We start from the raw sequence: 24,597 nt of genomic DNA on the forward strand, positions 1-24,597 counted from the left end.
TTTCTAATCCCCACTGAATGAAGCGTTTACTGATAGCTCTCTTCTGCATCCTTTCGCTTCCCGTGTTCGCGCAAGAGCCTACACCCACCATTGAGGAAGCTACCGACAGTGAAGCATTCAGCCCCGGTGAGATGATTCTGCACCACATCGGTGACGCTCACGAATGGCACTTTGCAACCATCGGCGACGAGGCCGAGCACGGTACCCACATCACCATTCCCTTGCCGATCATTGCTTATCAGCCTAATAAAGGACTAAGCGTATTTTCGTCTTCTCACTTGGCAGAAGGTAAGGTATACAATGGCCTCAAACTAGAGCACGAACACCTCGAAGCTGAGGATGGAGGCAAGGTATACGATTTTTCGATTACCAAAAACGTGGCTTCTCTACTTTTGAGTGCTGCTTTACTACTAGGAGTATTCTTCACGGTAGCTAGTGGCTACAAGAAAAACCACGGTGGAGCTCCGAAAGGGGTTCAGTCTTTCTTTGAAGTGCTCATCGTGTTTATTCGTGATGAGGTAGGTAAGAAGGCCATCGGTCCTAAGTATGAGCGGTATATGCCATACTTGCTTACTATTTTCTTCTTCATCTGGTTCAACAATATGCTCGGCTTGATGCCCGGCGCGGCCAACCTCACCGGCAATATTGCCGTGACCATGACGCTGGCTCTCATGACGCTTGGCATCACCTTGTTTAGCTCCAACAAAAACTACTGGGCGCACATCTTCGCTACGCCCGGTGTTCCGAAGGCGCTGCTGCCTATCATGATTCCGGTTGAATTAATCGGCGTAATCGTAAAGCCGTTCTCTCTCATGGTTCGTTTGTTCGCCAACATCACGGCCGGACACATTGTAATCTTGAGCTTCATCAGCTTGATCTTCATTTTCAAGAGTGTCTTAATCAGCCCGGTTTCGTTGGCTTTCGGCTTGTTTATCAACGTGCTCGAATTGCTAGTTGCGATTCTACAGGCTTACATCTTCACGCTGCTCACGGCTATGTACATCGGTGGCGCGGTGGAGGAACACCACGATGCTGATTTGCAGATGGGTGGTGGCGATGGTGCTTCGCAAGCTCACGCCCACGGTCACTAGTTTTTTTTAACTCCCTTTTTCGTTTTTCACTTCCCCAAATTTCTGTTTTTATGCTTCTTTCTCTGTTGTTGCAGGTTGCCAATTCGGTTGGCTTAGCCGTAATGGGTGCTGGTATCGGTGCTGGTCTGGTTGCTCTTGGTGTTGGCTTGGGTATCGGCCGTATCGGTGGTAGCGCCATGGAGGCCATTGGCCGTCAGCCCGAAGCTGCTGGCAGAATCCAAACTGCTATGCTGATCGTAGCGGCTCTGATCGAAGGTCTGGGTCTGTTCGCAGTCGTAGTCTGCCTGCTGATTTCCTTCAATCTCTAAGAGGTAGAAGCAACTCCTAGACAGCCCGCTGCGCGTCGCTTCGGCGCACGACGCGGCGGGCTGACTTGGCTTAATTAGTAATGAGTAGTAAGTAGCCCGTAGGGAGACAAAATAGTCTTGGACTTGCTGCCCACCGGTTGATCTACTCAGTACCAAGTACTTTCTACTTACTACTTCTCTATGCCTCCATTAGTAACCCCCGAATTAGGCCTGATCTTCTGGCAGCTGGTGATTTTCCTCATCGTGCTGTTCCTGCTGGCTAAGTTTGCCTGGAAGCCGATTCTTACTTCCTTGAAGCAGCGCGAAGACTCTATCGAAGGAGCTTTGCGTATGGCCGACCAAGCCAAGCTGGAAATGCAAGAGCTACGTGCTGGCAACGAAAAGTTGCTTGCCGATGCTCGCTTGGAGCGTGACCGGATCATCAAGGAAGCCACTGCCCTGGCCAATCAGCTCATCGAGCAAGCCAAGAACAAAGCAAACGAAGAAGGTGGCCGCATGATTGTGCAGGCTCGCGAAGCAATCCAGAACGAGAAAAACGCTGCTCTAGCCGAGGTGAAAAACACCGCTGCTCAGTTGTCAATCGATATAGCCGAGCGCATTCTGCGTCGCGAGCTGACCGATACCGACTCGCAAAAGGAGCTCGTCAACTCGTACCTGAAGGATGTGAAGCTTAACTAAGAAGCTAGGAGCTAGAAGTTGGGAACCGAAAGTCGCTTGCCGACAACTGGCTCTTAATTCCTAACTCCGGCTCCTAATTCCTACAAGAATGTCTGAAATACGAGTTGCCTCCCGCTACGCCAAGTCCCTGCTTGATCTGGCCGAGGAGCGGGGTACGCTAGAGCAGGTTAAGGAAGATATGGACTTGTTCAGCAAGACGCTGAACGAGAACCGTGACCTGCGCTTGTTGCTGCGCAACCCCATCGTCAAGCACGACAAGAAACTGGCCATCTTACGCGCTGTGTTTGGTGGCAAAGTGTCGGACCTCACCATGAAGTTCTTCACTATCATCACCGAAAAAAACCGCGAAAGTGCATTAGAATTTATTGGCTCAGAGTTTCTGACTCAATACAATGCTTTGCGCGGCGTACAACTAGCTGAGGTTACAACGGCAACGCCACTGAGCCCGTACCTACGTGCGGAGCTAACGCAGATGGTGCGCCAGCAAACTGGCCTTCAGCAAGTTACCCTCACTGAGAAAGTAGATCAATCGCTTATTGGGGGCTTCGTGCTCCGTATTGGCGACCGTCTGATCGACGACTCAGTGAGTTTCCGTTTGCGCAAGCTGCGCAACGAATTCTCGAAGAACCCCTACCAACCTTTAGTATAAGATCATGGCAGAAGTACGTCCGGATGAAGTATCCGCCATTCTGCGGGAACAGTTGTCTAACTTCAAAACCGAAGCCGAACTCGAAGAGGTTGGTACGGTATTGCAGGTTGGCGACGGTGTAGCCCGCATTTACGGCCTGGGCAAAGCTCAGTCGGGGGAGTTGCTCGAATTTGAAAATGGCCTCCAAGCCTTGGTTCTGAACCTGGAAGAAGACAACGTAGGTGCCGTTATGCTCGGTGACTACAGTGACATTCGGGAAGGAGCTACGGTACGCCGTACCAATAAAATTGCTTCCATTAAAGTAGGCGAAGGCATCGTAGGCCGCGTGGTAAATACGCTCGGTCAGCCCATCGATGGCCGCGGTCCTATCCAGGGTGAAACCTACGATATGCCACTGGAGCGTAAAGCTCCTGGTGTTATCTACCGTCAACCCGTAACGGAGCCCATGCAGACCGGTATCAAGGCTATTGACGCCATGATTCCGATTGGCCGTGGCCAGCGTGAATTGATCATCGGTGACCGTCAGACTGGTAAGTCGGCAGTTGCTATTGATACCATCATCAACCAGCGTGAGTTTTTCGACCGCGGTGAGCCAGTTTTCTGCATTTATGTAGCTGTAGGCCAAAAGGCCTCTACGGTAGCACAGGTAGTAAACTCGCTAACCAAAGGTGGCGCGATGGACTACACAGTAGTGGTTTCGGCTTCGGCCGCAGACCCAGCGCCGATGCAGTTCTTTGCTCCCTTCACAGGTGCCGCTATCGGGGAGTTCTTCCGCGATACGGGCCGTCCAGCGCTGGTAGTGTACGACGACTTGTCGAAGCAAGCGGTAGCGTACCGCGAGGTGTCGCTGTTGTTGCGCCGTCCTCCCGGACGTGAGGCGTATCCTGGTGACGTGTTCTATCTGCACAGCCGCTTGTTGGAGCGCGCCGCGAAGATCAACTCTTCCGACGTTATTGCTCGTGACATGAACGACTTGCCCGACAGTATCAAGCACCTTGTGAAAGGTGGTGGCTCGCTGACGGCTCTGCCACTCATCGAGACGCAAGCAGGTGACGTATCGGCTTACATCCCAACCAACGTAATTTCGATTACGGACGGTCAGATTTTCCTTGAGACCAACCTGTTCAACTCGGGTATCCGTCCGGCTATCAACGTAGGTATTTCGGTATCCCGCGTAGGTGGTAACGCACAGATCAAGTCGATGAAGAAAGTGGCTGGTACGCTGAAGCTCGACCAGGCACAGTTCCGCGAGTTGGAAGCCTTCGCCAAATTCGGTTCCGACCTTGATGCCTCGACCAAACTTACCATTGAGCGTGGCCGTCGCAACCTCGAAATCCTGAAGCAGCCGCAGTTCTCGCCGCAGAAGGTAGAAGACCAAGTAGCGGTTATCTACGCTGCTACCAACGGTCTGCTCGACCAAGTACCCGTGAACCGCGTGCGCGAATTCGAGAAAGAATTCACTCAAACCATGCAGTCGCGTCACCCTGAAGTGCTCCAGAGCCTAAAGGCTGGTAAGCTGGACGACACCATCACGGGTGCTATCCGTCAGGTTGCCAAAGACCTGTCTGCTAGTTACGCTTCCAAGTAATCGTTGATTGTTGGTTGTTGATTGTTGGATGTTCCGCCAACGCGTAAATCGTCCAGCAATCAACAATCAGCAACTAACAATCAACCGTCAATAAATGGCTAGCTTAAAAGAAGTCCGCAACCGCATTGTGTCGGTCCAGAGCACGCAGCAAATCACCAAAGCCATGAAGATGGTGGCGGCGGCCAAACTGCGTCGGGCCCAGGATAACATCCTGCGGATGCGTCCCTATGCGCAGCGGCTCAACAGCATTCTGACCAACCTCACGGGCCAATCCGATGGCGAGATGATAAGCGAATATGCAGCACAGCGCGAAGTTCGCCGCGTGCTCATCATTGCTGTTACGTCGGACCGCGGGCTGGCAGGTGCTTTCAATAGCAACATCTTCAAGGGTGTGAATACGTTGATTCGTGAGCGTTATAGCGCACAAGCTGCGGCTGGTAACGTGACGATGATGGCCATTGGTAAGAAGGCGCATGACTACTTCCAACGTCGTGGTCAGGTTCTTGGCAATTACACTCACGTATTCGCTAAGCTCTCGTTTGATACGGTGCGCGAGGCAGCGGAACAAGCCATGCAAGGTTTCCGCGAAGGTCGCTTCGATGAAGTAGTGATGGTGTACAACGAGTTTAAGAACGTAGCGACGCAAATCGTACGGACCGAGCAGTTGTTGCCATTAGTACCCGCCGAGCCAACCGCCGCTACTTCGCAAGCTTCGAATGTGGAATACATTTTCGAGCCTTCGAAAGAAGAAATTGTACAGACCCTGATTCCGCAGTCGTTGAAAGTGCAGCTTTATAAGGCAGTACTGGAAAGCAATGCTTCGGAACACGGCGCCCGTATGACGGCTATGGACAAAGCCACTGAAAACGCTGGTGAGTTGCTGAAGTCGTTGAAGCTAACGTACAACCGTACGCGTCAGGCTGCCATTACCACCGAGATTCTTGAAATCGTGGGTGGTGCTGAAGCATTGGCTGCTAGTCGGTAATCACTTTCCGCTATTATTTGAAAAGCCCGCCCCAATCAGGGGCGGGCTTTTTTGTTGATAGGCAGAAGGCTTTTCTACACGTGCATATACTGCCGCTTCGCCATTTCTTTGCTGGGCTTCGGGGTTTCAGGATACTGCTCCAACAAGTCAAGCACTTTCTGTGGCGTAAAGGCAGTGAAGTCTTTCATAACGAGCATCGGCGCTTGAAATTTGTCGGGCTTGACAGAAGTGCTTAGGCCAATGCAGCGCATTCCCGCTTTGTAGGCCGCTTGCTCGCCTACTAAGGCATCTTCGAACACCACGCAACGTTCGGGCGGTATGCCTAGCTCGCGTGCCGTGACGGTGTACGTATCGGCGTGTGGCTTGCCCTTGTCCACATCGTCTTTGGTAATAACCACATCGAAATATTGGCGAATATCCAGGTGGTCGATGATGTAGCCAATCGTGTCGTTGCCGGAGCCGGTGCCGAGGCCGATTTTGAAACCAGCAGCACGGGCGGCACGCAGAAACTCGGTAAGGCCTGCCACTTCTTTGCGCTTGTCCCAATAGATGGTGCGGTACAGAAATTCGCGCTGGTCGGCATAGGTGGTAAGTTTTTTCTTAGGTACGTCGGTGGAAAAGACTATTTCCAGGATTTTGGTGGCGGGCATACCATTGAGGCGCTCTAGCAGGCGGCGCGCATTGGTGGTTAAGCCAAGGTCACGGAAAAGCAACTGAAAAGCGCGGGCTTGGTAGTCTGTGTTATCAATGAGTACGCCATCCATATCAAAGATGAGGGCGTAAGGGGCAGCGTTGGGCATGACAAAGGATATAGCACGAAATGAGGTCTTCGTGCTACTGCTTTACGGACACACTTGGATTTTGCTGCTGTGGAGTTGAATGATAAAGCCGTAGCCTATCTTTGCAGCCGTTACTAAAGGTTCTCCTTCGTTGACTGTCTCAACTGATTTGATTTTGAAAAAGAGCCTGTGTTTCCTGCTCGCCGCTGCATTGGCGGGGCCTGCTTTCGCGCAAAAGAAAGATAAAAGTCTAGCGCGCCCAAAGCTTGTCGTCGGTATTGTGGTGGATCAAATGCGCTACGACTACCTCTACCGCTACTGGAGTAAATACGGCAAGAACGGTTTCCGGCGCTTGCTAGGAGAAGGGTTCAGCTACGAAAACGCGCACTACAACTACGTGCCTACTTACACGGGGCCTGGGCACGCCAGCATTTATACTGGTACTACGCCTTCCATGCACGGCATAGTGGGCAACAACTGGTTTGTGCGCGAAGAAGGCAAAGGCACGTACGTTACCGAAGACAAAACAGTGCAGCCCGTAGGTGGCACCGCCGCCGCGGGTCAACAGTCGCCGCGCCATATGCTTACCAGCACCATCACCGATGAGCTGCGGTTGGCTACCAATTTTCAGAGCAAGGTTATCGGCGTTTGTATCAAAGACCGGGGCTCGATTCTGCCGGCCGGGCACGCCGCCAATGCTGCTTACTGGTACGATGGCGCCAATGGAGCGTTTATCAGTAGCACCTTTTACCAGAACACACTGCCCGAATGGGTGACGAAGTTCAACGCCGAAAACCGCGCCGCCCAGTACTTAAGCAAGCCTTGGGAGACGCTACTGCCTATTGCGCAATACACGGAAAGCACTGCCGATGATGTAGCGTGGGAAGGAACCTTCAAGGGCGAAACGAAACCGGTTTTTCCGCATGATTTGCCGGCGCTAAGCGCCACCCCCATTGCGGCCGTACAAGGCAACCTGAAAGCAGAAAACGAAAAGGTGCCTGTGGCTACCAGCCGCAACCTCGATCTGATTCGGAGCACGCCGTTTGGCAACTCGCTTACTGCTGACTTTGCGCTCGAAGCTATCCGCGCCGAGCAACTCGGGCAGCGGGGCCAAACCGATTTCCTAGCCCTGAGTTTCAGCAGTACCGACTATGTCGGGCACCAGTTTGGAGTCAATGCTATTGAAACCGAAGACACATACTTGCGTCTCGACCAAGATATTGCGCGGCTACTCGACTACCTCGACAAGACGGTGGGCAAGGGCCAATCATTAGTGTTTTTGAGTGCCGACCATGGCGCGGCGCATTCGCCCGACTTCTTGCGCAGCCAACGCATTCCGGCTGGCTCAGTCGGGCCCCGTTTGATGCGTGACTCCTTGCAGCAGGCCTTGGTGAAGCGCCACGGCGCGGGTCAATGGGTACTGAGCTATGAAAATCAGCAAGTGTACCTCAACCGTCCGCTTATCGCGCAGAAAAACCTGAACTTGCGCCTGCTCCAAGACGAAGTAGCCGATATTATGATTGGTTTCTCGGGCGTTACGCGCGCTATTACAGCCGACGACTTGCAAAAGTCGCACTGGGAAAGCGGTATGCTGATGTACCTCGAAAACGGCTACTTCCCTAAGCGCAGCGGCGACGTAATGGTGGTGCTAGAGCCCGGTTGGCTGGAATCGTACCAGTACCCGGTGAACAAAGGCACCACGCACGGCTCGGCCGGCAACTACGATACGCACATCCCGATGCTGTTCTGGGGCTGGCACGTCAAGCAGGGCAGTTCGGTAGTTTCAGCGCGTATTATCGATATTGCACCTACGCTGGCCCGATGGCTACATATTCAGGAGCCCGATGGCTGCACGGGTACACCGCTGCCGGAGGTACTAGGCAAATAATAGTTTGGGTGCCTAGTTCGGGTTGCTTGCTATAACTTTAGCAGTTTACTTGACTTGGAATAGGAATCCTAAACCTACGCCGAGCCGTATGCATTCCCACTCCGTCGTCCAGCACCACACCTTAACAAATCAGTAACCAGTAACTAGAACCTCAATCCAATGGCTCATTTTAACCCCTGGCACGATGTAGAGCGCGGCGACAATGCCCCGCAGATCGTAAACGGCATCATCGAAATCCCGAAAGGCTCGAAAGCCAAATATGAGCTGGATAAAACCAGCGGCTTGCTAAAACTCGACCGAGTGCTTTTCTCGGCAGTGCATTACCCTGCTGCTTACGGTTTTATTCCCAAAACGTACTGCGACGACAACGACCCCCTCGATATCCTAGTGCTCTGCTCCGTTGACATCGTGCCGATGTGCTTGGTGGAGGCCAAGGTGATTGGGGTGATGCAGATGATAGACGGCGACGAAGAGGACGACAAAATCATTGCGGTAGCAGCCCACGATATTTCGGTGAATCACTTCAATGACATCTCCGATCTGCCGCCTCATACCCTGAACGAGATGCAGCGCTTCTTCGAAGATTATAAGGCGCTAGAGCATAAGCACGTGACCGTAGAGCGGTTTATGGGTCGGGAAGATGCTTACCGCATCATCGAAGACAGCATCAAGCTCTACGACGAAACCTTCCCGAATGGCGCTGATTCAGAGTCAGTAAAGAAAACTACTGACGTCGAACTGTAAGCTAGTTTCGCTTCGTAGGAAGAGCCCTCTTTAAACTGCGTGTTTGAAGAGGGCTTTTTGTTGATAAAAGCGCTTAGCTATAGTTTACATTGCAAGCACGACCTTTTGCTAAGCTTATCGTATTCTCGGCTGTATGCCAAACAAACCTTCTCCCTCTGCCTTCATTCGGTTTCTATACGAAAACAGCTTATTGCTGGTAGGAACAGCCTTGGTGCTGGCCACATTGGTTGGGCAAACCCTGACGGGCTGGCACGAAAACAACGCTGAACTTGAGCAGATGAAGATACTGCCTCTCACCTTGGGGCAGTATTTAGGATCAGGTCATTTCCTAGAAGCCACCTTCGAAAACTGGGAAAGCGAGTTTCTGCAAATGGGAGTCTATGTGCTGCTCACAATCTGGTTGCGGCAGAAAGGCTCTTCCGAATCGAAAAAGCTCTACGAAGAAGAGGATGTAGATCAGGAGCCCGATCCGAACAAGCCGGATGCTCCTGGCCCGGTAAAGCATGGCGGCTGGCAACTAACGCTCTACAAAAACTCACTCTCCCTTGCGTTCTTACTGCTCTTCTTTGGGTGCGTATGGCTGCATGCTAAAGGCGGGGCGGAAGTATATAGCATCGAGCAGCACCATGAAGGCAAGCCCGCAGTAACGACGGTAGAATACATGGGCACGTCGCGGTTTTGGTTTGAATCGTTTCAGAACTGGCAAAGCGAGTTTCTGAGCATCATTTCTATTGTAGGCTTGTCTATTTACTTGCGGCAGAAAGGTTCTCCGCAGTCCAAGCCAGTCAACGCCAGCAACGATGAAACGGGCAAGTAAATCAAGAAGGCAAGTTGGCTGCTGGTATACGCGCCGCGTAAGAGAGGGAAGGAGGCGCGCTTCAACTTCGTCTTCCACGTCCGATCTTGCTTTTCTCAGGCTCTTTGCCCATGCCTCTGTTTTCATTTAAACCGTCGGTAGTGCCGCCCGCCACGCCAGAAAATGCAGCAGGGGCCTGGACGGCCACGTTGCGGCGCTGGACCGATGCGGTACTTTATAGCAGCACGTGGCTGGCGTTGGCCGCCTTGGCCCTGACCTGGGCTACCTTTTTGTTTTGGCGGGTTGATATTCCGGTTCGGCTCGGGCTGATGATTTTCACAGCCACGCTTTTCCTTTACAACATTGACAGCGTGTTGCCTTACAAGCACGGGCAGCCCTTGGTGCTGTCGGGCCGCAAGCGTTGGATGCTAGAGCATCGGCGCGAATTGCTAGCCCTAGCGTTGGCCTCTCTGGCAGTAGCAGGGCTGCTGTTTTTTCTGGACGGTTGGCAACATCTAACCTTGTTTCTGGGGCACCTGGCGGCTATTTCGCTGCTGTATTCGTTGCCTATCGCCAAGGTGAGGGGGCGGTGGCGTGCCCTGCGCGACTTGCCCTTACTCAAGGTATTTCTAATTGCATATGTGTGGGCTGCCATTACGGTTTGGGTGCCGGCGCTGTATTTGGCCAAGCCCTTGTTCGGCCCCGTGGTGCTGGTGCTTTTTGCCCGCCGTTTCTTTTTTATCCTGGCTTTAGCTTTCGTCTTCGATATTCGCGACTACACCAAGGACCAGCTTACTGGCACCCGCACATTTCCGGGCGTATTCGGCGTACGCGCCACCAAATGGGTAGCCCTCCTGTCGCTGGCGCTGGCGTATCTGTTGTTCCCCTTCGACATAGGGTACGAGCATCTGGTGGTCCTCTCGTTGCCTACCGTGGCTGCTGCCGCCACTATCTGGTACGCCGAAGAAACCCGCTCCGACTATTATTTCGCTCTTCTCACCGATGGCATCATGATTCTGCAGTTTCTGGCAGTGTATTTCGTGAGCTAGTGGCCTAGCAAGTTAAAGTTCAACCCACGCAATTAGCGCAAACCGAGCATCGGACTACTGAGCTACTAGCTCATGTAATGCGGGGCCAATAAAGCGGACGATGTCACTGGCTATGAGGCCAGCTTCACCGGTTTGTTGAGCAGCCAGGTCACCGGCTCGGCCGTGGGCGAAAACGCCAAGTAAAGCCGCATCGAGAGGGGAGAGGCGCTGGTCGGCGCACAAAGCCAGCAGCAAGCCGGTAAGTCCATCGCCGCTGCCGCCAGTACCCATGCCGGGGTTGCCGGTGCTGTTGAAGTAAACGGGGCCTTCGGGAGTGCCAAGAGCAGTGTAAGCACCTTTTAGCACGCAGTAGCAGCGGTAGCGTTGGCAGAACGCCCGCAGTAGTTCCAAGCGGTGATAATCGTCACGGGCTGGTTCGGTTAGGCGTTCAAACTCCTTAGGATGCGGAGTAAGTAGGGCGTTAGTAGGCAACTCATCAAGCAATTCACGGTGTGTGCCTAACAGGTTTAGAGCGTCAGCATCAACGATGAGGGGCACGGAAGCTTGTGTGGCCTGCTGTAGCAATTGCTTTAAAACTTCTTTGGTAGCTGCTTCCTGCCCTAGCCCCGGCCCAATACCCACCGCAGCATACGGCTTCAGGTCGGGTAGTTCGGTGATGAAATCGATGGCCGGGTCAGTCAGGACCATAGCTTCGGGCACGGTAGTTTGCAGAATACTATACCCCACCACAGGCGTCCGCACTGTAAGCAGCCCAACTCCGCCGTGCAAGCAAGCGCGTGCCGCCAGCACGGCAGCACCTATTTTGCCGTAGCTCCCAGCGAGTAATAGTGCATGTCCGAAAGTGCCTTTATGCGCAAATTTTGGCCGCTTGGGCAGCCGGCCAGCCAGGAGTTTTGCATCAACAAAGTAGTTATCCACAGGCGTATTGTGGATAAACTCCTGGTTCAAACTTATAGGCAACACCTGCCACTCGCCCACAAATCTAGCATTGTGCGGCAGCAAGTACGCTAGCTTCGGCAACTCGAAGCCTACCGTATGGTGCGCCTGCACAACGGCACTGTCAGCAGGCTGTGGTGCATTAGCGAACAAGCCGGAAGGAAGATCAATGGCAAAAACAACTGCTCCCGATTTGTTGAGGTACGTTACAACTGCGGCAGCGGCCCCTTCCAGTGGCCGGCTTAAACCCGTACCGAACAAAGCATCCACTACTGTGGCTTTAGCAGGCAGTGTCGGTAGCTTCTCTAGGTTCAATTCAGCGCAAGCTACTTCTGCGGGTAGTCGCTGGCGGTTCACGGTGAAATCCGAAGTGTAGTTAGTTGCCGGTAATAGCCATACGCGCACTGCGTAGCCCGACAGGTGCAGCTGACGAGCTACGACCAGACCGTCGCCCCGTTGTTGCCGGGACCACAAAAGATGTGCACTTCGCCGGCCGCTTCTTGGCCTACGCGGTCCATCAACCACTCACTGAAAGCGGTAGCCGCGCGTTCCATAAGCTCATCGGAGCGGATGTTAGCGGCTTGAATGGTGGCTTGGTCGGCGGCGCGGGTTTGGACAGCAGAAAGTATCTTCACGGGTAGCTGGTCTGGTCTTGGAGTAGAAGTTGATTGCTAGCGAGTCGCAGCTTTACTTTTAAGAAGTTAAAGCAAATCAATAAGGGCAGCCCATTCAGTTGAAATCTTTGCCGAAATGGGCTCCCTCTTTATCTGCCACTCAAAGCAGTACGAAAGAGATGAGCTAAAAGTAAGGGTATCTTACTGGCCGTTTGGTATTCCTATTGTACTCGCACAATGCATAAGTACGCAATCAGCATACTGCTCGTCGTGGCGTCCTGCACCGATAAGTCAGCGGAAACTACTGCTCGTGCCTCAACGGTTTTCCCTGCGCCGGTTGAAGCTTCGGCGCCAGATACAATTGTTGCTGAACATACTATTAAGCCCCACGCCGTGGCATTAGCTGAAGTACCCGTTGCGCTACGCCTGCCTGGTAAGTTGTTGGAAGGGTGGCGCTGGCAAGATGCCAATGGCGAAAATCTGCTGGTAATATTTCGGGCACTGGTTTCCTCTACACAGCAAGCAGCCGCTGCGTCATCTGCCGCCAGCGCGGAGCAGGACATGCAGGATTTTGAACGTTCGGCGCAGCTCAGGGCACGGCAATACGTGCGGCGCGAAGGCAAGTTCACGGAGCTGTGGCGCTTGCAAGATGCCATAGCCGCCTGTCCGCTCGACATGACCCTGCGCCTGCAACCCGGGAGTACCGCTATTACCGACCTCGACCACGATGGCCGCAGCGAAACCACGCTTATGTATGCCTTGGCTTGCCGGGGCGACATAAGTTCGGCAGCGCTGAAACTAATTATGCGGGCGGGACCAGCCAAATACGCCTTGCGCGGTTCCACGGTAGTGCAATACGACTCGGTGCCCGCCACCCAGCGCCGCCCCACTACGCCGTGTTGCCTCGACAAGCTAAGTGCCGCCCAACGTGAGGAAGGCAATATCGACGGCTATTATCAGAATGAAGCTGATTTTCAGACCGCGCCGCCTGCTTTTCTGCAATTTGCGCGGCAGCACTGGCAGAAGTTCAGTGTTGAAACAACAGACGACCACGAAGATCTATAAGGAAGAAAACAGGGCGTTGGTGCTGCTGTTATGTAGTAGGTGAACATCTTGGCTCTGCCGTGCGTTTTCATCTATACTGTTCAGCAACTCGACCATCTTCGAGTTTCACAAGTTTCCTTTAGAAACCAGACAACCCAACCTTTCCTATGCAAACCTGGAACGACGTTATCCGCCTTGCCAACCACCCGCTGCCCTCACCGCGCCGCGTTGAAAAAACCGATGCCGAGTGGAAAGCCCAGCTCACCTCCGAGCAATACCATGTCACGCGGCAGCACGGCACCGAGCGCGCCTTCACGGGCGAGTACTGCGAAGCCCACGAAGCCGGCCTCTACGCTTGCATCTGTTGCGGCACCCCGCTTTACGACTCGCGCACCAAATTCGAGTCGGGTACCGGCTGGCCGAGCTTCACGCAGCCAGTAGATGAAAGTGCAATTCGCTACAAGAAGGACACCAGCTATGGCATGGTCCGCGTAGAGGTACTCTGCAACGTCTGCGACGCTCACCAAGGCCACGTCTTCCCCGATGGGCCAGCGCCTAGCGGATTACGTTTATGCATCAATTCGGCCAGTATCAAACTGGTGAGCGAGCCTAAAGAAGCTGCTACGGCGAAATAGGATAATTGCATTTTGCGCTCTACTTTAGAGGTCATTAAGTTGTCGGTGCAGACGCTTGATGACCTCTATTTTATTGGTGCATTATGACCCGTGAAGAATTCCTGGCTCGGTTGAGTAGGTTGAGCCCGTTAGCTGAAGCGAATCCTGCATCTTATCGCCGTAAAGTATGGTTTTGGGCCTTGTTAGGCTACGCATTCATCCTGCTGCTTTTGCTAGGTACTGTTGGGCTTATAGCCCTTACGCTAGCGCTTGGCTTCTTTACCCGGGCCTTTGGGCTCATCTGGAAAGTAGTAATTGTACTAGGCATATTTGCCTGGAAGGTGCTGCGCTCGTTATGGGTTGAATTTGAGCCGCCTCAAGGAGTACCCCTAACCTCTACTGAAGCGGCGCCGCTTTTAGCATTGTTGCAGCAACAAACGCGCGCACTAAAAGCGCCAAGGGTGCATCAAGTTCTGCTCACTTCCGACTTCAATGCCTCGGCTGTACAAGTGCCCCGGTTGGGCATATTTGGATGGCCTCGCAACTATGTAGTAGTAGGGTTGCCCCTACTCCAAGCCTTATCACCAAACCAAGCGGCAGCAGTTGTTGGGCACGAACTAGGGCATTTGCGTGGGGGCCACGGCCGTTTTGGTGCTTGGATTTACCGTGTTAGCCAAACCTGGAGCCAGTTAATTGGGCAGTTGGAAAGACAAGCCGGTAGAACCATTTTTTCTCGCTTCACGGCGTGGTATGTTCCTCGCTTCAATGCCTGGTCGCACCCTGTGCGACGCACCGACGAGTTTGCTGCCGATGCGGCGGCGGCGCAGCTAGTTAGTCCGCAAGCTATGGCAGAGGCGCTGTGCGCTACCGTTACACGTGATGCCGCCCTCGACAAATTGCATTGGGATAAACTAACGGCTTCCTTGGCCGAGCAGCCAGCCCCGCCAGTTGATGCTATCAGTCGGTTGCTGCCGCTAGCCAAGGAAGGCCGTTTGCCTGTAACCGACGAGCAAAGTCAACTCACCGCCGCTTTTGAAGCCGATCCTGACTTGTTTAGTACACATCCAACCCTTGGTGAGCGGTTGAAAGCGTTAGGCCAAGCGCCTGCAGTACCGCCTCTGCCCGATACGTCGGCGGCCGAAGCATGGCTCGGCGACCATCTTCCCCGGCTAGCAGCTACTCTCGACGCTGAATGGGTAGCAGCCAATGCGTCACTGTGGCGGGAGCGCCACGAACTGCTTCAGCAGCAGCGGCAGCGGCTACAAGAATTAACAGCTCGTCAAGAAGCTTCTGAAACCCTCACTCCCGACGAAACTTGGGAATTAGCCGACTTAACCGAAGACCACGTGGGTAATCGGGAAGCACTGCCGCTGTTCCAACAGTTGGTAGAAGACGCCAAGTGGGGAACTGCTGCTCGTTTTTCTGTCGGCCGCGTTCTTACCAACCTCGATGATGCTGCCGGTTTAGCAGTACTGGACGAAGTGATGGCGCAGGAGCCGAGCTACATGGGGCCTGGTCTTGCTATTCAGGAAGCGTATCATCAGCGCCTTGGCAACCGCGAAAAGGTTCGTCAGATAGGAGCAGTTCAGCTTCGTCATGCCGATGTGCTCGACGAAGCTGTAGAAGAACGAGGTCGTTTGCGCGCGACCGATCAAATGCTGCCACACGAATTATCGGAGCAACCTTTGCAAGATCTTTTGCGGGAAATAACGACCCCTGAATACGGAATCAGACGAGCTTGGCTGCTGCGCAAACAAGTACAGCATTTTGCCCACAAGCCGATGTATGTGCTGCTCGTAACGCCACACCCCGACAAACGACTACGGAATCAGGATGCTATTGGGGCGTGGGTACGAGATTTAGCTGAAAAAATTACACTGCCAGGCGAGGGTTTTGTAGTTGCTACAGGTGGTGAATATGCCTGGTTGGAGCAGAAGGCAAAACAAACTGTGGGTGCCGCACTAATCGAAGCCTAAGCTGCTTATAGGGTTTTGTGTAGGTTCGTGTACCAGAAGTAAACGGCTGCACTTTGCTGCTGCGTTTTTTGTTGGTCTCATACCAAGTTTCCACGTTTCCGTTACTGCTCAATTTCAAGCCCCATCCCGTCATGTCTTTGCTCTTCACTGATTTCGCTTCCTGGCGTGCGCACTGTGCTGCTACCAACGAACCACTATACCAGCCGGTCCTAGCCTATGAAATCGAGCAGAAGGGCCGCACCGAAGAAGAGATATGGACGGGTTTGCAGCGGGCGTACGATGTGATGCGCGACGCCGTGCAAACCGGCCTCACGCAGGACATGACGTCCCGCTCGGGCATGATCAACAATGGTGCGAAGAAGATTGCCGCTTCGCCCGTAACGGTGTTATCGCCGGAGTTCAAGAACCTGATTATGCGGGCTTTTGGGGCCAAAGAAGTTAACTCGTGTATGGGCCGGGTGGTAGCGGCGCCTACGGCTGGTGCTTCCGGCATCCTGCCTGGTGTCCTCGTAACCCTTCAGGAACTGCATCAGCTATCCGACCGAACCATTCTGGAGGGGTTGCTGGTGGCGGCTGGCATTGCGCTTATCATCGAGCAGAATGCTTCGTTGGCCGGAGCGGTGGGTGGTTGCCAGGCTGAAACGGGTTCGGCGGCGGCTATGGGCAGCGGAGCCATTGTGTATTGCTTGGGTGGTTCCGTCAACCAGGCGTTTGCGGCGGTGGCCGTCACCATTCAGTGTATGCTTGGGTTGGTGTGCGACCCGGTGGCCGGACTAGTAGAAGTGCCTTGCGTGGTGCGCAACGCGTCGGCCGCGGCTATTGCCTTTTCGTCGGCACAGATTGCCATTGCCGGCATTGACCCTGTTATTCCCGTTGATCAGTGCGTAGCAGCCCTCGGCGAAGTAGGCCAGAGCATGGAAACGCGTTACAAGGAAACAGCTCTTGGCGGGTTGGCTAATACCACTCGTGGCCGCGAAATCGAGAAGATGGTCTTGGTACAAGACGTGCAGATTCTACCCGATGAAGAGCAATAGTCTGCAATGGTGTCTAAGGCAGGCTGCGTTAAACCGTCTTTACTTCTGGAGCCATCGTTAGCTTGCCCAAGAAATCGAGGGCTGTGGCATAGCGGCCACGCAACTCGCGGTACTGCTTCCAGGCTTCGTCACGTGCTGGGTGCATTGCCAAGCCGGCCTTTTGCAAATCCTGGTAAGCCTTGTCGAAGTCGGCGCGACCGGGGTCTTCTATGGGGTCATTATCCGGGAGAATTTTAGAGGGCTCGGCTTTCAAATCCTCTTCGAAAAAGCGGTATACCCGATTAACTGCCAAACAGCCCGCCTTAAAGGTTATTTCAACTTGCGGGTCGCGTTTGTCATCAACGGCGCTGAATATCAAAGCTGCCGTGTCAAGAATTAGCTCCGCTGCTGTCACCCAAGAACGGCCCGGCTGCGGCGAGCGAAAAAACGACAGGATAGGCAGTGACGTGTGGCTCTCTTCAATTTCAACAAACCATTCTTCCCATAGCTCCCATTGGCTGGCATCATCGTGGAGAGAGCCGCTACGGTTAAGCCATTGCAACAACGCACAGGCCGAAGGGGGAGTGCCGGCGCGCAGTTCAAGGCGCGAAACCACAATTTCGCGCCGCGAGAAAGCCTGGTAGATGGTGGGCAGATACGAGATGAGCAGCGTCATTAGCAGCAACCCATCGTGGCCTCGGCAAAAGTGAACCCCGTAATAATGGGGCCGCGTGTTTTGTGGGTGCCTAGGGTGAGCAAGGAACTGCCGCTGAGCTGGTAGCATTCCAGCCAAGAACCTTCATACAGGCCCCAATAAATCAGTGTGAAGCCTGCCGCAATAGCTGCTAGCCATACAATAGGTAGTGCTACCAACGCTACGGGAGCGTAGTGGGCCTGCACTCGGTCGCGCAGCCCGTAAGTGGAACGCATGGAAGCCGCCCAGTTGAAAATGACACGCAAGCTCTGGAATACATAGCCGTTCAACTTGACTACCTCGTTGCGGGGCAATACAAACGAACGAATTGCTGCAGATAAAGTAATAAGAATTAGGATGATGCCAGCAGCAAAAGCCAGGATACGCGGCACGAGTTCGAGCATATACAAAATAAAAAGGCAGCTACTTGGAGCTGCCTTTTTACTCTGAATCAACTTAATAAGTTGGATCGGCCGAACGTTGGAGAGCTACTTCCGCGCTTTCCAAAGCTGCTTGAACGATTTCGGCGCTACTTCCAGCGCATCGCGGCGCTTGCTCCAGCCTACTTGGCTGAGCAACCGCAGCAACACCCAGTTTTTGGCGCGAGCGGGCAACAGGTCGAGCAGGCGGCGGTTTTTCATAGCGACCAGCCACAACCGAATGGCCGTGCGCTCTTCTTTGTCGGTGATGCCTTCCCGGACGGTTTGCTGGCGGTTCTGGAGCAGCAGATTGTGAATCGGAATTTTCACCGGGCACACCGAGGTGCAGGCACCGCAGAGCGACGAAGCGTAGCTAAGGTGTTTGTTTTCGGCCATGCCCGCCAAGTGGGGCGAAATAACCGAGCCAATCGGACCGGAATACGTGGTTTCGTAAGTGTGGCCGCCGATGTTCTTGTACACGGGGCAGATGTTGAGGCAAGCGCCGCAACGAATACAATTCAACGCCTCGCGTTGCGCCGGTTGCGCCAGCAGGTTAGTGCGGCCGTTGTCGAGCAGCACCACAATCATTTCGTCAGGGCCGTCTTTTTCCAGGGGTTGGCGCGGACCGGTGTAGATGGTATTGTACACTGTCACTTGCTGGCCGGTGCCGCTGGTGCTCAGCAGCGGCCAAAACAACGCCAGATCATCGAGCTTCGGAATTACTTTCTCGATGCCCACAATAGCAATGTGCGTGCGCGGAAAAGTAGCCGACAAACGAGCGTTGCCTTCGTTTTCAGTCACGGCTACGGCGCCAGTATCCGCAATCAGAAAGTTACCGCCCGTGATTCCCACCTCGGCCGAGGTGTACTTGCTGCGCAACAGGTGGCGCGCGGTTAACACCAGCTTTTGCGCATCGTCGGTGTACTCGATACCAAGGTGCTTGACGAAAATGTTGGCAATGTCTAGCTTGCTCAAGTGCATAGCGGGCGTCACGATGTGGTAGGGCCGCTCCCCGTTCAACTGCACAATGAACTCGCCCAGGTCCGTTTCCACCGACTCAATGCCGTTTTTCTCCAGGAAGTGGTTGAGGTGGATTTCCTCGGTAGTCATGCTCTTGGCCTTCACCACCGTTTTAGCCTTGCGCCGGGCCATGATCTTCCCAATTTCGCGCAGGGCCTCGTTGGCATCTTGAGCCCAGATTACCTTGCCGCCCCGCGCCGTAAAATTACGCTCGAACTCCAGTAGGTATTCATGCAGGTTGTTGATAACCTTCGACTTCAAATACGAAGCCCGTTCCCGCGCCAGCTCGTGGTCTTGGTAGAAAGCGAGGCCAGTGCTTACCGCTGCGTTGTACTTGCCAATATTGAAACGGATTTTACGACGGTGCTCTAAGTCAAACGCCTTTTTTTCGCTGTCGAGTTGAAACTGGCTGGATTTCGTGGCTATCATGGCAATGCACTGAATTACTAATCTAATATACTTACTCTCGTTCGATATGGCGTATACCTGCATTCCGGAGTCGTTGCCGCCCGAAGGCTTTATCGTCCCGGTAGACGCAATTACCAGTTCCTTTCGGGTGTTCGGGCTATTGCCGGGCTACTCCAAAAACGACCTTGGCAGTCGTCTGGTGCTTTACCCAGCAGAATGGACTATAAAGATACTGAGCGAGCAGCACTATGCCTATTCTGCTATCCTGCAAGTCGATTTTGTTGCTGAAAGTTTTTGGCGCCGCGAGCAAGTATTGCTGACTGTGGCAGAAGCTAGCACCTGCTACTACACAAAACCCTCGTCCGCAGCCGTCACCCGAGACTTGCTTGGGTTCTGCCACAAACGAGGGTTATTGTTGACGCCTGCTGCTCAGCAGCGGATACTCGTCAGCTAAACTCTATTTCTTGTTGGAGTCTACTACAATCCGGGAGTCGCGGTTGGCTACTTCCCAAGCGGCGTAAAACACCAACTGCGCGCGCTTCTCCATTTTCGGAAACTCTATTTTCTCTACTTCGTCTCCAGGGCCGTGGTAGTCGTCGTGGACGCCGTTAAAGAAGAAAGCTACCGGGATTTTATGCTTGGCGAAGTTGTAGTGGTCGGAGCGGTAGTAGAAGCGGTTCGGGTCTTCGGGGTCGTTGAAGCGGAAGTCCAGATCCATCTTCGTGTACTGCGCATTGGCATTGAGCACGATTTCGTGTAGTTCCGAAGAAAGCTTGTCGGAGCCGATAACGTAGACGTAGTCGCCTTTGCCTTCGTGGTCTTTGTCGGTGCGGCCCACCATATCGGTGTTCAGGTCAGCTACGGTGGCAGTCAGCGGGAAGATGGGGTGGTCGGTGTAGTACTCAGAGCCAAGCAAGCCCTTCTCTTCGCCTGTAACGGCCAAGAACAGCAGACTCCGGCGTGGGCCGTGTCCTTCAGCCTTGGCTTTCGTGAAAGCCTGCGCCATTTCCAGCACCGTTACCGTACCCGAGCCGTCGTCGTCGGCGCCGTTGTTTACCTCGCCGTTTATTACGCCAATGTGGTCGTAGTGCGCCGACAGGATAACTACTTCGTCTTTTTTGTCGGTGCCTTCGAGGTAGCCCATCACGTTTTCAGTGGTGAAATCCTCCACTTTCTTGGGCGCTTTCACAACGATTTTCGCAGGCTTGAATGAGCCTGCAACTGGCTTGCCGGCTTGGCCTACGCTGGTCATGTACTTGGTTACGGCAGCCGCATTCGAGCCGAGCAGTTTGTAACCTACCTCCGGTGATACGAAAAAAGCCGACCGCCGAGTGCCCGGCTTGGCATCCTTAAACGAAATGCTCGGCCGATTTACGTACTGCGACACACGGCCTAACGATTTGCTGAAGTTGCTGTTGGGGTTGAAGTCCACGAAGAACACCGAACGAGCACCTTTTTCGGCGGCCAGCGCAGCTTTGGCCCGGTAGTCAGTGCCCCACTTGCTGTTGGCGCCGTCTTTGCCGAGCAGCGGCTTGCCATCGGCCGACTTTGGCTCGTCGAGCAAGATCAGCAAGTCTTTGCCTTGTACGTCTTTGCCAGCATAGTCGGAGTAACCCTCCTGCTCGATGCCGTAACCCATAAATAACGGCTGCACAGTGGTTTCTTGCTGAAAAGGCGAGGCGCCTACAGCGTAGAAATCAACTAGCCACTTATAGGTCTGACCGGCCACTTTCAGGGTGCCGCCTTCGGCCCAGGTGCTACGCTCCATCGTGAAGTGCTGCACATACGGGTTGTCGGAACCCTGCACGGGGCCCGTTAAACCTAATTCTTTGAACTGTTGGGCTAGATAGTCAGCAGCCATTTTCTGGCCTTTCTCACCGGTTTCACGGCCTTCGTAGGCGTCGGAGGCCAGCACAGAGAGGTGCTTGCGCAAATCTTCCTGCGTGATGGTTTGCCCATATTGGCCAGCCAAATCTATTTGGGCGGCGGGTTGAGCAGCGGGAGTTGGTTCAACTGCTGGCGCGACCGTCGCCTCGGTTTTGGCTCCGCGCTTTTTCTTGATTTTGATTTTCTCTGGCGCCTGCTGAGCTACGGCCGAAGCCGAAAGCCCCGCCACCAGCAGCCAGGTCAAGAGAGATGATTTATGCATGTGTATGTGGAAAGTTGGGCACTTGTAAGGGTGTGAAACTTCGAGTTGACGGTTCGGGCAAGTAACCCGGCAGAGAGAATCGTTGGTTCACAATCTCACAAGTTCACCATTAAGGTTGCATGATGAGGACAGAAGCGTAGGCGGCCACTCCTTCGCGGCGGCCCACGAAACCTAGTTTTTCGGTGGTGGTGGCTTTGATACTCACGTCGTTTTGCTCGATGTGCATCACTTCGGCCAGCACGCGCTGCATCTCCGGGATGTGCGGGTTCACCTTGGGTGCTTCCAGGCAAATAGTGGAGTCGATGTTGGAGATGGTGTAGCCGCGCTCATCGAGCAGGCGCACTACCTCGGCCAGCAGCCGCTTGCTGTCGATGCCTTTGTACTGCGGATCGGTGTCAGGAAAGTGAAAGCCGATGTCGCGCAGGTTGGCGGCGCCTAGCAGTGCGTCGCAGATAACGTGGATGAGCACGTCGGCATCGGAGTGGCCGAGGGCGCCGTGGGTGTGCGGAATCTGGATGCCACCGAGCCAGAAGGGGAGGCCCTCCCGAAGCTGGTGAACGTCGTAGCCGAAGCCGGTACGGATTTTCATTAGGGGCGAAAGTAGCAGGTGAAGCTGCGAAGGTACGCACCCGCCCCGAAGCACCGCCTACGTCTTTGCTGCTCGACTCTACGGTGGCGTATGGCCCCTCTTTCCGAGAGGTATAGCAAGCTCTCGGGAAGCGAATCATAGTGGGCTACAAAAAAAAGATGGCGGTCAGCAAAGTAAAAAGCAACGTCAAACGTCAGTGGCAGGGAAGGGAACTATCTGACTCCAAGAATTGATAGTAAAAAATTAATGGAAACTTAGGAAACATCAAAAGTTTCCTTCGTACCTTTGGAGCCAGAAGCAACCATGGAAATAAAAGACCGCATCTTATTAGCAGCACGTGAACTGTTCACCCACCGGGGAATAAAGAGTGTATCGATGGACGACATTGCTACTCACCTCAGCATGTCGAAGAAGACGCTCTACAAATGGTTTGAAAACAAAGACCAGATTGTAGAAGGCGTCATGCGCCATCATCTCGGCCAGACCCAGGGCGAATGTGAAACGCTAATTGGAAGTTCTGGATCGGCTATCGACGAGCTGTTCGCCATGATGGACTGGCTGAAAAGCCAATTCACGGACATGCATCCCAGCATCTTTCATGATCTACAGAAATACTACCCCGCATCTTGGCAGCTCTGGATGGAGCATAAGAACAACTACATCCTTGAACAAATAACCGATAACCTCCGGCGGGGAGTGGAAGAAGGCCTCTACCGCGCCGACCTCGATATAGACGTGCTGGCTCGCTTGCGCCTCGCAGAAATCGAAATGGCCTTCAACCCGACCATTTTTCCGCCCCGCACCTTCGATCTGCAACGGGTTTCGCTCATCACGCTCGAGCACTTTATGCTGGGCGTAGCCACCCTCAAAGGGCACAAACTTATCAATCAATACCGTCAGGTGACGGAAGAAGAATAATGCCGCGCACCTTCCATTTCTCTCTATATCAAATGAGAACACGCTTCCGCACTCTGCTCCTGGCAGCAGGGGCCGGCTTGCTTAGCCTGCACCCCGCGCTAGCCCAGACGCCCTCTACTGGCCAACCTGTGGCTAGTAGCGCGCCCATGAACCTGACTTTGCAGCAAGCCATTGAGTACGCGCTGCAAAATAAGTCGACGTTGCAAAGCCAGCGCCTCAACGAGCAGGTAGCCAAAGCTCGCATCGGCGAAATCAAAGCCACTGGCTTGCCCCAGATCAATGCCAACGCCGCGCTAACCGACAACTTCAAGCTCCAGAAGTCCCTGGTAGATTTTGGCGCTTTTGCTGGCGGACCGGGTACGCTCAATGGTGCCACGCTCACGCCCCAGCAGTTAGCTGATGTCAACAGAGGCCAAACGGTGGTACTTGCTCCCAATTATACGGAAGTGGAGTCGGCGGGGCCGCAGCCTCTAGCTTTTGGCTTGCAGTACGCGGGCAATACCTCGGCTTCGCTTTCGCAGCAACTCTTCAACGGCTCGTATCTGTTGGGCTTGAAGGCAGCTAAGGTGTATGAGCAATTGTCGGTAAAACAAACCGCTCAGAGCGAGATTGATGTGGTAGAGCAGGTATCGAAAGCTTACTACAGCAGCCTAGTGGCCCGCGAGCGGCTGAATTTGCTGAATCGCAACGTGCAGCGCCTCGATACGCTCTTGTACCAGACGCAGCAAACCTTCAAGCAAGGCTTTGCCGAAAAGCTGGATGTCGACCGGTTGCAGGTGCAGGTAAATAACTTGCGGATAGAAGCGCAAAACGCCCAGCGTCTGATTGACTTGAGCGTGGCCCTCCTTAAGTTCCAGATGGGACTCGACCAGCGTCAGGGTGTGACCCTCACCGACGCGCTGGATGCCGCCGTGCTGGATGCCGAGCGCGACAAGCTAAAGAGTGCCGGCAGTGAGTTCGACTACAGCAAGCGGATCGAGTATTCAGTGCTCGAAACGCAGCGCGATTTGGCCGTACTCGATATCCGCAACCGCCGTGCTGGCTACCTGCCTACCCTCAACCTGACGGCTGCCTACGGTTTCTTAGGCTCCGACAATCGGTTGGGCGGCCTGCTTGAATTCCGTGGACCCAATTCTACAACTCTGTCGCCGAGTGGACGGCCTCTGCTCAACCAGAACTGGTTTGGGTTCGGCAACGTGGGCTTGGCTCTCAACATTCCCATTTTCGACGGCTTCCGGAAGAAGTATTCTATTCAGCAGGGTCAGTTAGCGCTGGAGCAAGTCAATAAGGGCTTCACTACGCTGCAGCAAAGCATCGACCTGGAGCGTCGCCAAGGCGAAACCACCTTGCAAAATACCCTGGATGTACTCGCTAACCAGAAAGCCAACCTGGATCTAGCGACGGATGTGGCCCGGGTAGCCAAAATCAAATTCCAGGAGGGCGTTGGCTCGAACCTGGAGGTGATTACGGCCGAGACCGACCTGCGCCAAGCCCAAACCAACTACTACTCGTCGCTCTATGACGCGCTAGTAGCTAAGGTGGACTTCAACAAGGCTGCCGGCACGCTGTACACCAAATAACAAGGCACTAGGAAGTAGGAGAAAAGTGCTGGAAACGGCAACGCTTTTAGCGCCTTTCTTCTACGCCC

The 24,597-nt window shown here is 54.0% G+C and carries 24 protein-coding genes and 1 pseudogene; 17 read left to right on the top strand and 8 right to left on the bottom strand.

Translation table 11 applies throughout. The features are described 5' to 3' along the window. Window positions 1–17 precede the first annotated feature (17 nt). The 6 genes from atpB to atpG all read left to right on the top strand — a co-directional run bounded on the left by atpB (window position 18) and on the right by atpG (window position 5,299). Window positions 18–1,091 carry a F0F1 ATP synthase subunit A gene (gene atpB, locus MUN86_RS01605; RefSeq protein ID WP_245120962.1) on the top strand — a complete coding sequence of 358 codons (1,074 nt, stop codon included), beginning with the start codon at window positions 18–20 and terminating at the stop codon, window positions 1,089–1,091. Window positions 1,092–1,141: 50 nt separating this feature from the next. Beyond that, window positions 1,142–1,399, top strand: a complete 258-nt coding sequence (atpE, locus tag MUN86_RS01610; RefSeq protein ID WP_139514977.1) for an ATP synthase F0 subunit C — start codon at window positions 1,142–1,144, stop codon at window positions 1,397–1,399. Window positions 1,400–1,579: 180 nt separating this feature from the next. Beyond that, window positions 1,580–2,077 carry a F0F1 ATP synthase subunit B gene (locus MUN86_RS01615; RefSeq protein ID WP_245120964.1) on the top strand — a complete coding sequence of 166 codons (498 nt, stop codon included), beginning with the start codon at window positions 1,580–1,582 and terminating at the stop codon, window positions 2,075–2,077. 88 nt (window positions 2,078–2,165) lie between these two features. After that, entirely contained in the window at window positions 2,166–2,726 is a 561-nt protein-coding gene (gene atpH / locus MUN86_RS01620) for an ATP synthase F1 subunit delta (protein ID WP_245120966.1), read from the top strand. Window positions 2,727–2,730: 4 nt separating this feature from the next. Then, window positions 2,731–4,314, top strand: coding sequence for a F0F1 ATP synthase subunit alpha (gene atpA, locus MUN86_RS01625; protein WP_245120968.1), 1,584 nt, complete (start codon window positions 2,731–2,733; stop codon window positions 4,312–4,314). Between the two features lie 94 nt (window positions 4,315–4,408). Then, entirely contained in the window at window positions 4,409–5,299 is an 891-nt protein-coding gene (gene atpG / locus MUN86_RS01630; RefSeq protein WP_245120970.1) for an ATP synthase F1 subunit gamma, read from the top strand. A gap of 74 nt (window positions 5,300–5,373) precedes the next feature. On the opposite strand, the gene MUN86_RS01635 is transcribed toward atpG, so the two are convergent. Then, the gene (locus MUN86_RS01635) at window positions 5,374–6,099 is read right to left on the bottom strand and encodes an HAD family hydrolase (protein ID WP_245120972.1); all 726 of its coding nucleotides are present in this window, start codon (window positions 6,097–6,099) and stop codon (window positions 5,374–5,376) included. Between the two features lie 154 nt (window positions 6,100–6,253). On the opposite strand from MUN86_RS01635, the gene pafA reads away from it, so the two are divergent. The 4 genes from pafA to MUN86_RS01655 all read left to right on the top strand — a co-directional run bounded on the left by pafA (window position 6,254) and on the right by MUN86_RS01655 (window position 10,555). Then, window positions 6,254–7,966: an alkaline phosphatase PafA gene (pafA, locus tag MUN86_RS01640; RefSeq protein ID WP_245120974.1), complete on the top strand. Its 1,713-nt coding sequence runs from the start codon at window positions 6,254–6,256 to the stop codon at window positions 7,964–7,966. A 159-nt stretch (window positions 7,967–8,125) separates the two neighbouring features. Then, window positions 8,126–8,710 carry an inorganic diphosphatase gene (locus MUN86_RS01645; RefSeq protein WP_245120976.1) on the top strand — a complete coding sequence of 195 codons (585 nt, stop codon included), beginning with the start codon at window positions 8,126–8,128 and terminating at the stop codon, window positions 8,708–8,710. A gap of 133 nt (window positions 8,711–8,843) precedes the next feature. Next, a complete protein-coding gene (locus MUN86_RS01650; RefSeq protein ID WP_245120978.1) occupies window positions 8,844–9,527 on the top strand; it encodes a DUF6766 family protein in 684 nt (227 codons plus the stop codon). A gap of 110 nt (window positions 9,528–9,637) precedes the next feature. Next, complete coding sequence (locus MUN86_RS01655; protein ID WP_245120980.1) at window positions 9,638–10,555, top strand: UbiA family prenyltransferase; 918 nt, start codon at window positions 9,638–9,640, stop codon at window positions 10,553–10,555. A 54-nt stretch (window positions 10,556–10,609) separates the two neighbouring features. Here the strand turns inward: MUN86_RS01655 and MUN86_RS01660 are convergent, their stop codons facing one another. After that, a complete protein-coding gene (locus tag MUN86_RS01660) occupies window positions 10,610–11,605 on the bottom strand; it encodes an NAD(P)H-hydrate dehydratase (protein ID WP_375379488.1) in 996 nt (331 codons plus the stop codon). An 18-nt stretch (window positions 11,606–11,623) separates the two neighbouring features. After that, window positions 11,624–12,045, bottom strand: a pseudogene (locus tag MUN86_RS32205) (NAD(P)H-hydrate epimerase); the annotation flags it as partial. Between the two features lie 297 nt (window positions 12,046–12,342). Between MUN86_RS32205 and MUN86_RS01670 the strand changes: the two are divergent. The 4 genes from MUN86_RS01670 to sdaAA all read left to right on the top strand — a co-directional run bounded on the left by MUN86_RS01670 (window position 12,343) and on the right by sdaAA (window position 16,773). After that, window positions 12,343–13,170, top strand: a complete 828-nt coding sequence (locus MUN86_RS01670; protein WP_245120986.1) for a M949_RS01915 family surface polysaccharide biosynthesis protein — start codon at window positions 12,343–12,345, stop codon at window positions 13,168–13,170. Between the two features lie 146 nt (window positions 13,171–13,316). Then, the gene (gene msrB, locus MUN86_RS01675) at window positions 13,317–13,784 is read left to right on the top strand and encodes a peptide-methionine (R)-S-oxide reductase MsrB (RefSeq protein WP_245120988.1); all 468 of its coding nucleotides are present in this window, start codon (window positions 13,317–13,319) and stop codon (window positions 13,782–13,784) included. 83 nt (window positions 13,785–13,867) lie between these two features. Continuing rightward, on the top strand, window positions 13,868–15,739 hold the full coding sequence (locus tag MUN86_RS01680; protein WP_245120990.1) for a M48 family metalloprotease: 1,872 nt from the start codon (window positions 13,868–13,870) through the stop codon (window positions 15,737–15,739). Between the two features lie 131 nt (window positions 15,740–15,870). Beyond that, the gene (sdaAA, locus tag MUN86_RS01685; RefSeq protein ID WP_245120992.1) at window positions 15,871–16,773 is read left to right on the top strand and encodes an L-serine ammonia-lyase, iron-sulfur-dependent, subunit alpha; all 903 of its coding nucleotides are present in this window, start codon (window positions 15,871–15,873) and stop codon (window positions 16,771–16,773) included. A 28-nt stretch (window positions 16,774–16,801) separates the two neighbouring features. Here the strand turns inward: sdaAA and MUN86_RS01690 are convergent, their stop codons facing one another. The 3 genes from MUN86_RS01690 to MUN86_RS01700 all read right to left on the bottom strand — a co-directional run bounded on the left by MUN86_RS01690 (window position 16,802) and on the right by MUN86_RS01700 (window position 19,314). After that, window positions 16,802–17,428, bottom strand: a complete 627-nt coding sequence (locus MUN86_RS01690; RefSeq protein WP_245120994.1) for a hypothetical protein — start codon at window positions 17,426–17,428, stop codon at window positions 16,802–16,804. Beyond that, complete coding sequence (locus MUN86_RS01695) at window positions 17,428–17,850, bottom strand: hypothetical protein (RefSeq protein WP_245120996.1); 423 nt, start codon at window positions 17,848–17,850, stop codon at window positions 17,428–17,430. Before MUN86_RS01695 ends, MUN86_RS01690 begins: the two co-directional genes overlap by 1 nt. Window positions 17,851–17,934: 84 nt before the next feature. Continuing rightward, entirely contained in the window at window positions 17,935–19,314 is a 1,380-nt protein-coding gene (locus MUN86_RS01700) for a LutB/LldF family L-lactate oxidation iron-sulfur protein (RefSeq protein ID WP_245120998.1), read from the bottom strand. A gap of 46 nt (window positions 19,315–19,360) precedes the next feature. On the opposite strand from MUN86_RS01700, the gene MUN86_RS01705 reads away from it, so the two are divergent. Next, complete coding sequence (locus tag MUN86_RS01705) at window positions 19,361–19,747, top strand: hypothetical protein (RefSeq protein ID WP_245121000.1); 387 nt, start codon at window positions 19,361–19,363, stop codon at window positions 19,745–19,747. A 3-nt stretch (window positions 19,748–19,750) separates the two neighbouring features. Here MUN86_RS01705 and MUN86_RS01710 read toward each other — a convergent pair whose 3' ends face one another. Together MUN86_RS01710 and ispF are read right to left on the bottom strand one after the other, a co-directional pair. After that, window positions 19,751–21,442, bottom strand: coding sequence for a M28 family peptidase (locus MUN86_RS01710; protein ID WP_245121002.1), 1,692 nt, complete (start codon window positions 21,440–21,442; stop codon window positions 19,751–19,753). Between the two features lie 109 nt (window positions 21,443–21,551). Next, window positions 21,552–22,031 carry a 2-C-methyl-D-erythritol 2,4-cyclodiphosphate synthase gene (gene ispF / locus MUN86_RS01715; RefSeq protein ID WP_245121004.1) on the bottom strand — a complete coding sequence of 160 codons (480 nt, stop codon included), beginning with the start codon at window positions 22,029–22,031 and terminating at the stop codon, window positions 21,552–21,554. Between the two features lie 303 nt (window positions 22,032–22,334). On the opposite strand from ispF, the gene MUN86_RS01720 reads away from it, so the two are divergent. After that, window positions 22,335–22,949: a TetR/AcrR family transcriptional regulator gene (locus MUN86_RS01720; RefSeq protein ID WP_245121006.1), complete on the top strand. Its 615-nt coding sequence runs from the start codon at window positions 22,335–22,337 to the stop codon at window positions 22,947–22,949. 32 nt (window positions 22,950–22,981) lie between these two features. Next, entirely contained in the window at window positions 22,982–24,529 is a 1,548-nt protein-coding gene (locus tag MUN86_RS01725; protein WP_245121008.1) for a TolC family protein, read from the top strand. Window positions 24,530–24,597 lie beyond the last annotated feature (68 nt).

Source organism: Hymenobacter volaticus, from assembly GCF_022921055.1.
GTDB classification, from domain to species: Bacteria; Bacteroidota; Bacteroidia; order Cytophagales; family Hymenobacteraceae; genus Hymenobacter; species Hymenobacter volaticus.

Coding starts and splice junctions, on each gene's coding strand:
- atpE (WP_139514977.1), top strand. CDS start 1,142: ATGCTTCTTTCTCTGTTGTTGCAGGTTGCCAATTCGGTTGGCTTAGCC.
- MUN86_RS01690 (WP_245120994.1), bottom strand. CDS start 17,428: ATGACGCTGCTCATCTCGTATCTGCCCACCATCTACCAGGCTTTCTCG.
- MUN86_RS01720 (WP_245121006.1), top strand. CDS start 22,335: ATGGAAATAAAAGACCGCATCTTATTAGCAGCACGTGAACTGTTCACC.
- atpH (WP_245120966.1), top strand. CDS start 2,166: ATGTCTGAAATACGAGTTGCCTCCCGCTACGCCAAGTCCCTGCTTGAT.
- MUN86_RS01615 (WP_245120964.1), top strand. CDS start 1,580: ATGCCTCCATTAGTAACCCCCGAATTAGGCCTGATCTTCTGGCAGCTG.
- MUN86_RS01655 (WP_245120980.1), top strand. CDS start 9,638: ATGCCTCTGTTTTCATTTAAACCGTCGGTAGTGCCGCCCGCCACGCCA.
- msrB (WP_245120988.1), top strand. CDS start 13,317: ATGCAAACCTGGAACGACGTTATCCGCCTTGCCAACCACCCGCTGCCC.
- MUN86_RS01645 (WP_245120976.1), top strand. CDS start 8,126: ATGGCTCATTTTAACCCCTGGCACGATGTAGAGCGCGGCGACAATGCC.
- MUN86_RS01725 (WP_245121008.1), top strand. CDS start 22,982: ATGAGAACACGCTTCCGCACTCTGCTCCTGGCAGCAGGGGCCGGCTTG.
- MUN86_RS01705 (WP_245121000.1), top strand. CDS start 19,361: ATGGCGTATACCTGCATTCCGGAGTCGTTGCCGCCCGAAGGCTTTATC.
- atpG (WP_245120970.1), top strand. CDS start 4,409: ATGGCTAGCTTAAAAGAAGTCCGCAACCGCATTGTGTCGGTCCAGAGC.
- atpB (WP_245120962.1), top strand. CDS start 18: ATGAAGCGTTTACTGATAGCTCTCTTCTGCATCCTTTCGCTTCCCGTG.
- ispF (WP_245121004.1), bottom strand. CDS start 22,031: ATGAAAATCCGTACCGGCTTCGGCTACGACGTTCACCAGCTTCGGGAG.
- sdaAA (WP_245120992.1), top strand. CDS start 15,871: ATGTCTTTGCTCTTCACTGATTTCGCTTCCTGGCGTGCGCACTGTGCT.
- MUN86_RS01670 (WP_245120986.1), top strand. CDS start 12,343: ATGCATAAGTACGCAATCAGCATACTGCTCGTCGTGGCGTCCTGCACC.
- MUN86_RS01680 (WP_245120990.1), top strand. CDS start 13,868: ATGACCCGTGAAGAATTCCTGGCTCGGTTGAGTAGGTTGAGCCCGTTA.
- MUN86_RS01695 (WP_245120996.1), bottom strand. CDS start 17,850: ATGCTCGAACTCGTGCCGCGTATCCTGGCTTTTGCTGCTGGCATCATC.
- MUN86_RS01635 (WP_245120972.1), bottom strand. CDS start 6,099: ATGCCCAACGCTGCCCCTTACGCCCTCATCTTTGATATGGATGGCGTA.
- MUN86_RS01710 (WP_245121002.1), bottom strand. CDS start 21,442: ATGCATAAATCATCTCTCTTGACCTGGCTGCTGGTGGCGGGGCTTTCG.
- atpA (WP_245120968.1), top strand. CDS start 2,731: ATGGCAGAAGTACGTCCGGATGAAGTATCCGCCATTCTGCGGGAACAG.
- MUN86_RS01700 (WP_245120998.1), bottom strand. CDS start 19,314: ATGATAGCCACGAAATCCAGCCAGTTTCAACTCGACAGCGAAAAAAAG.
- MUN86_RS01650 (WP_245120978.1), top strand. CDS start 8,844: ATGCCAAACAAACCTTCTCCCTCTGCCTTCATTCGGTTTCTATACGAA.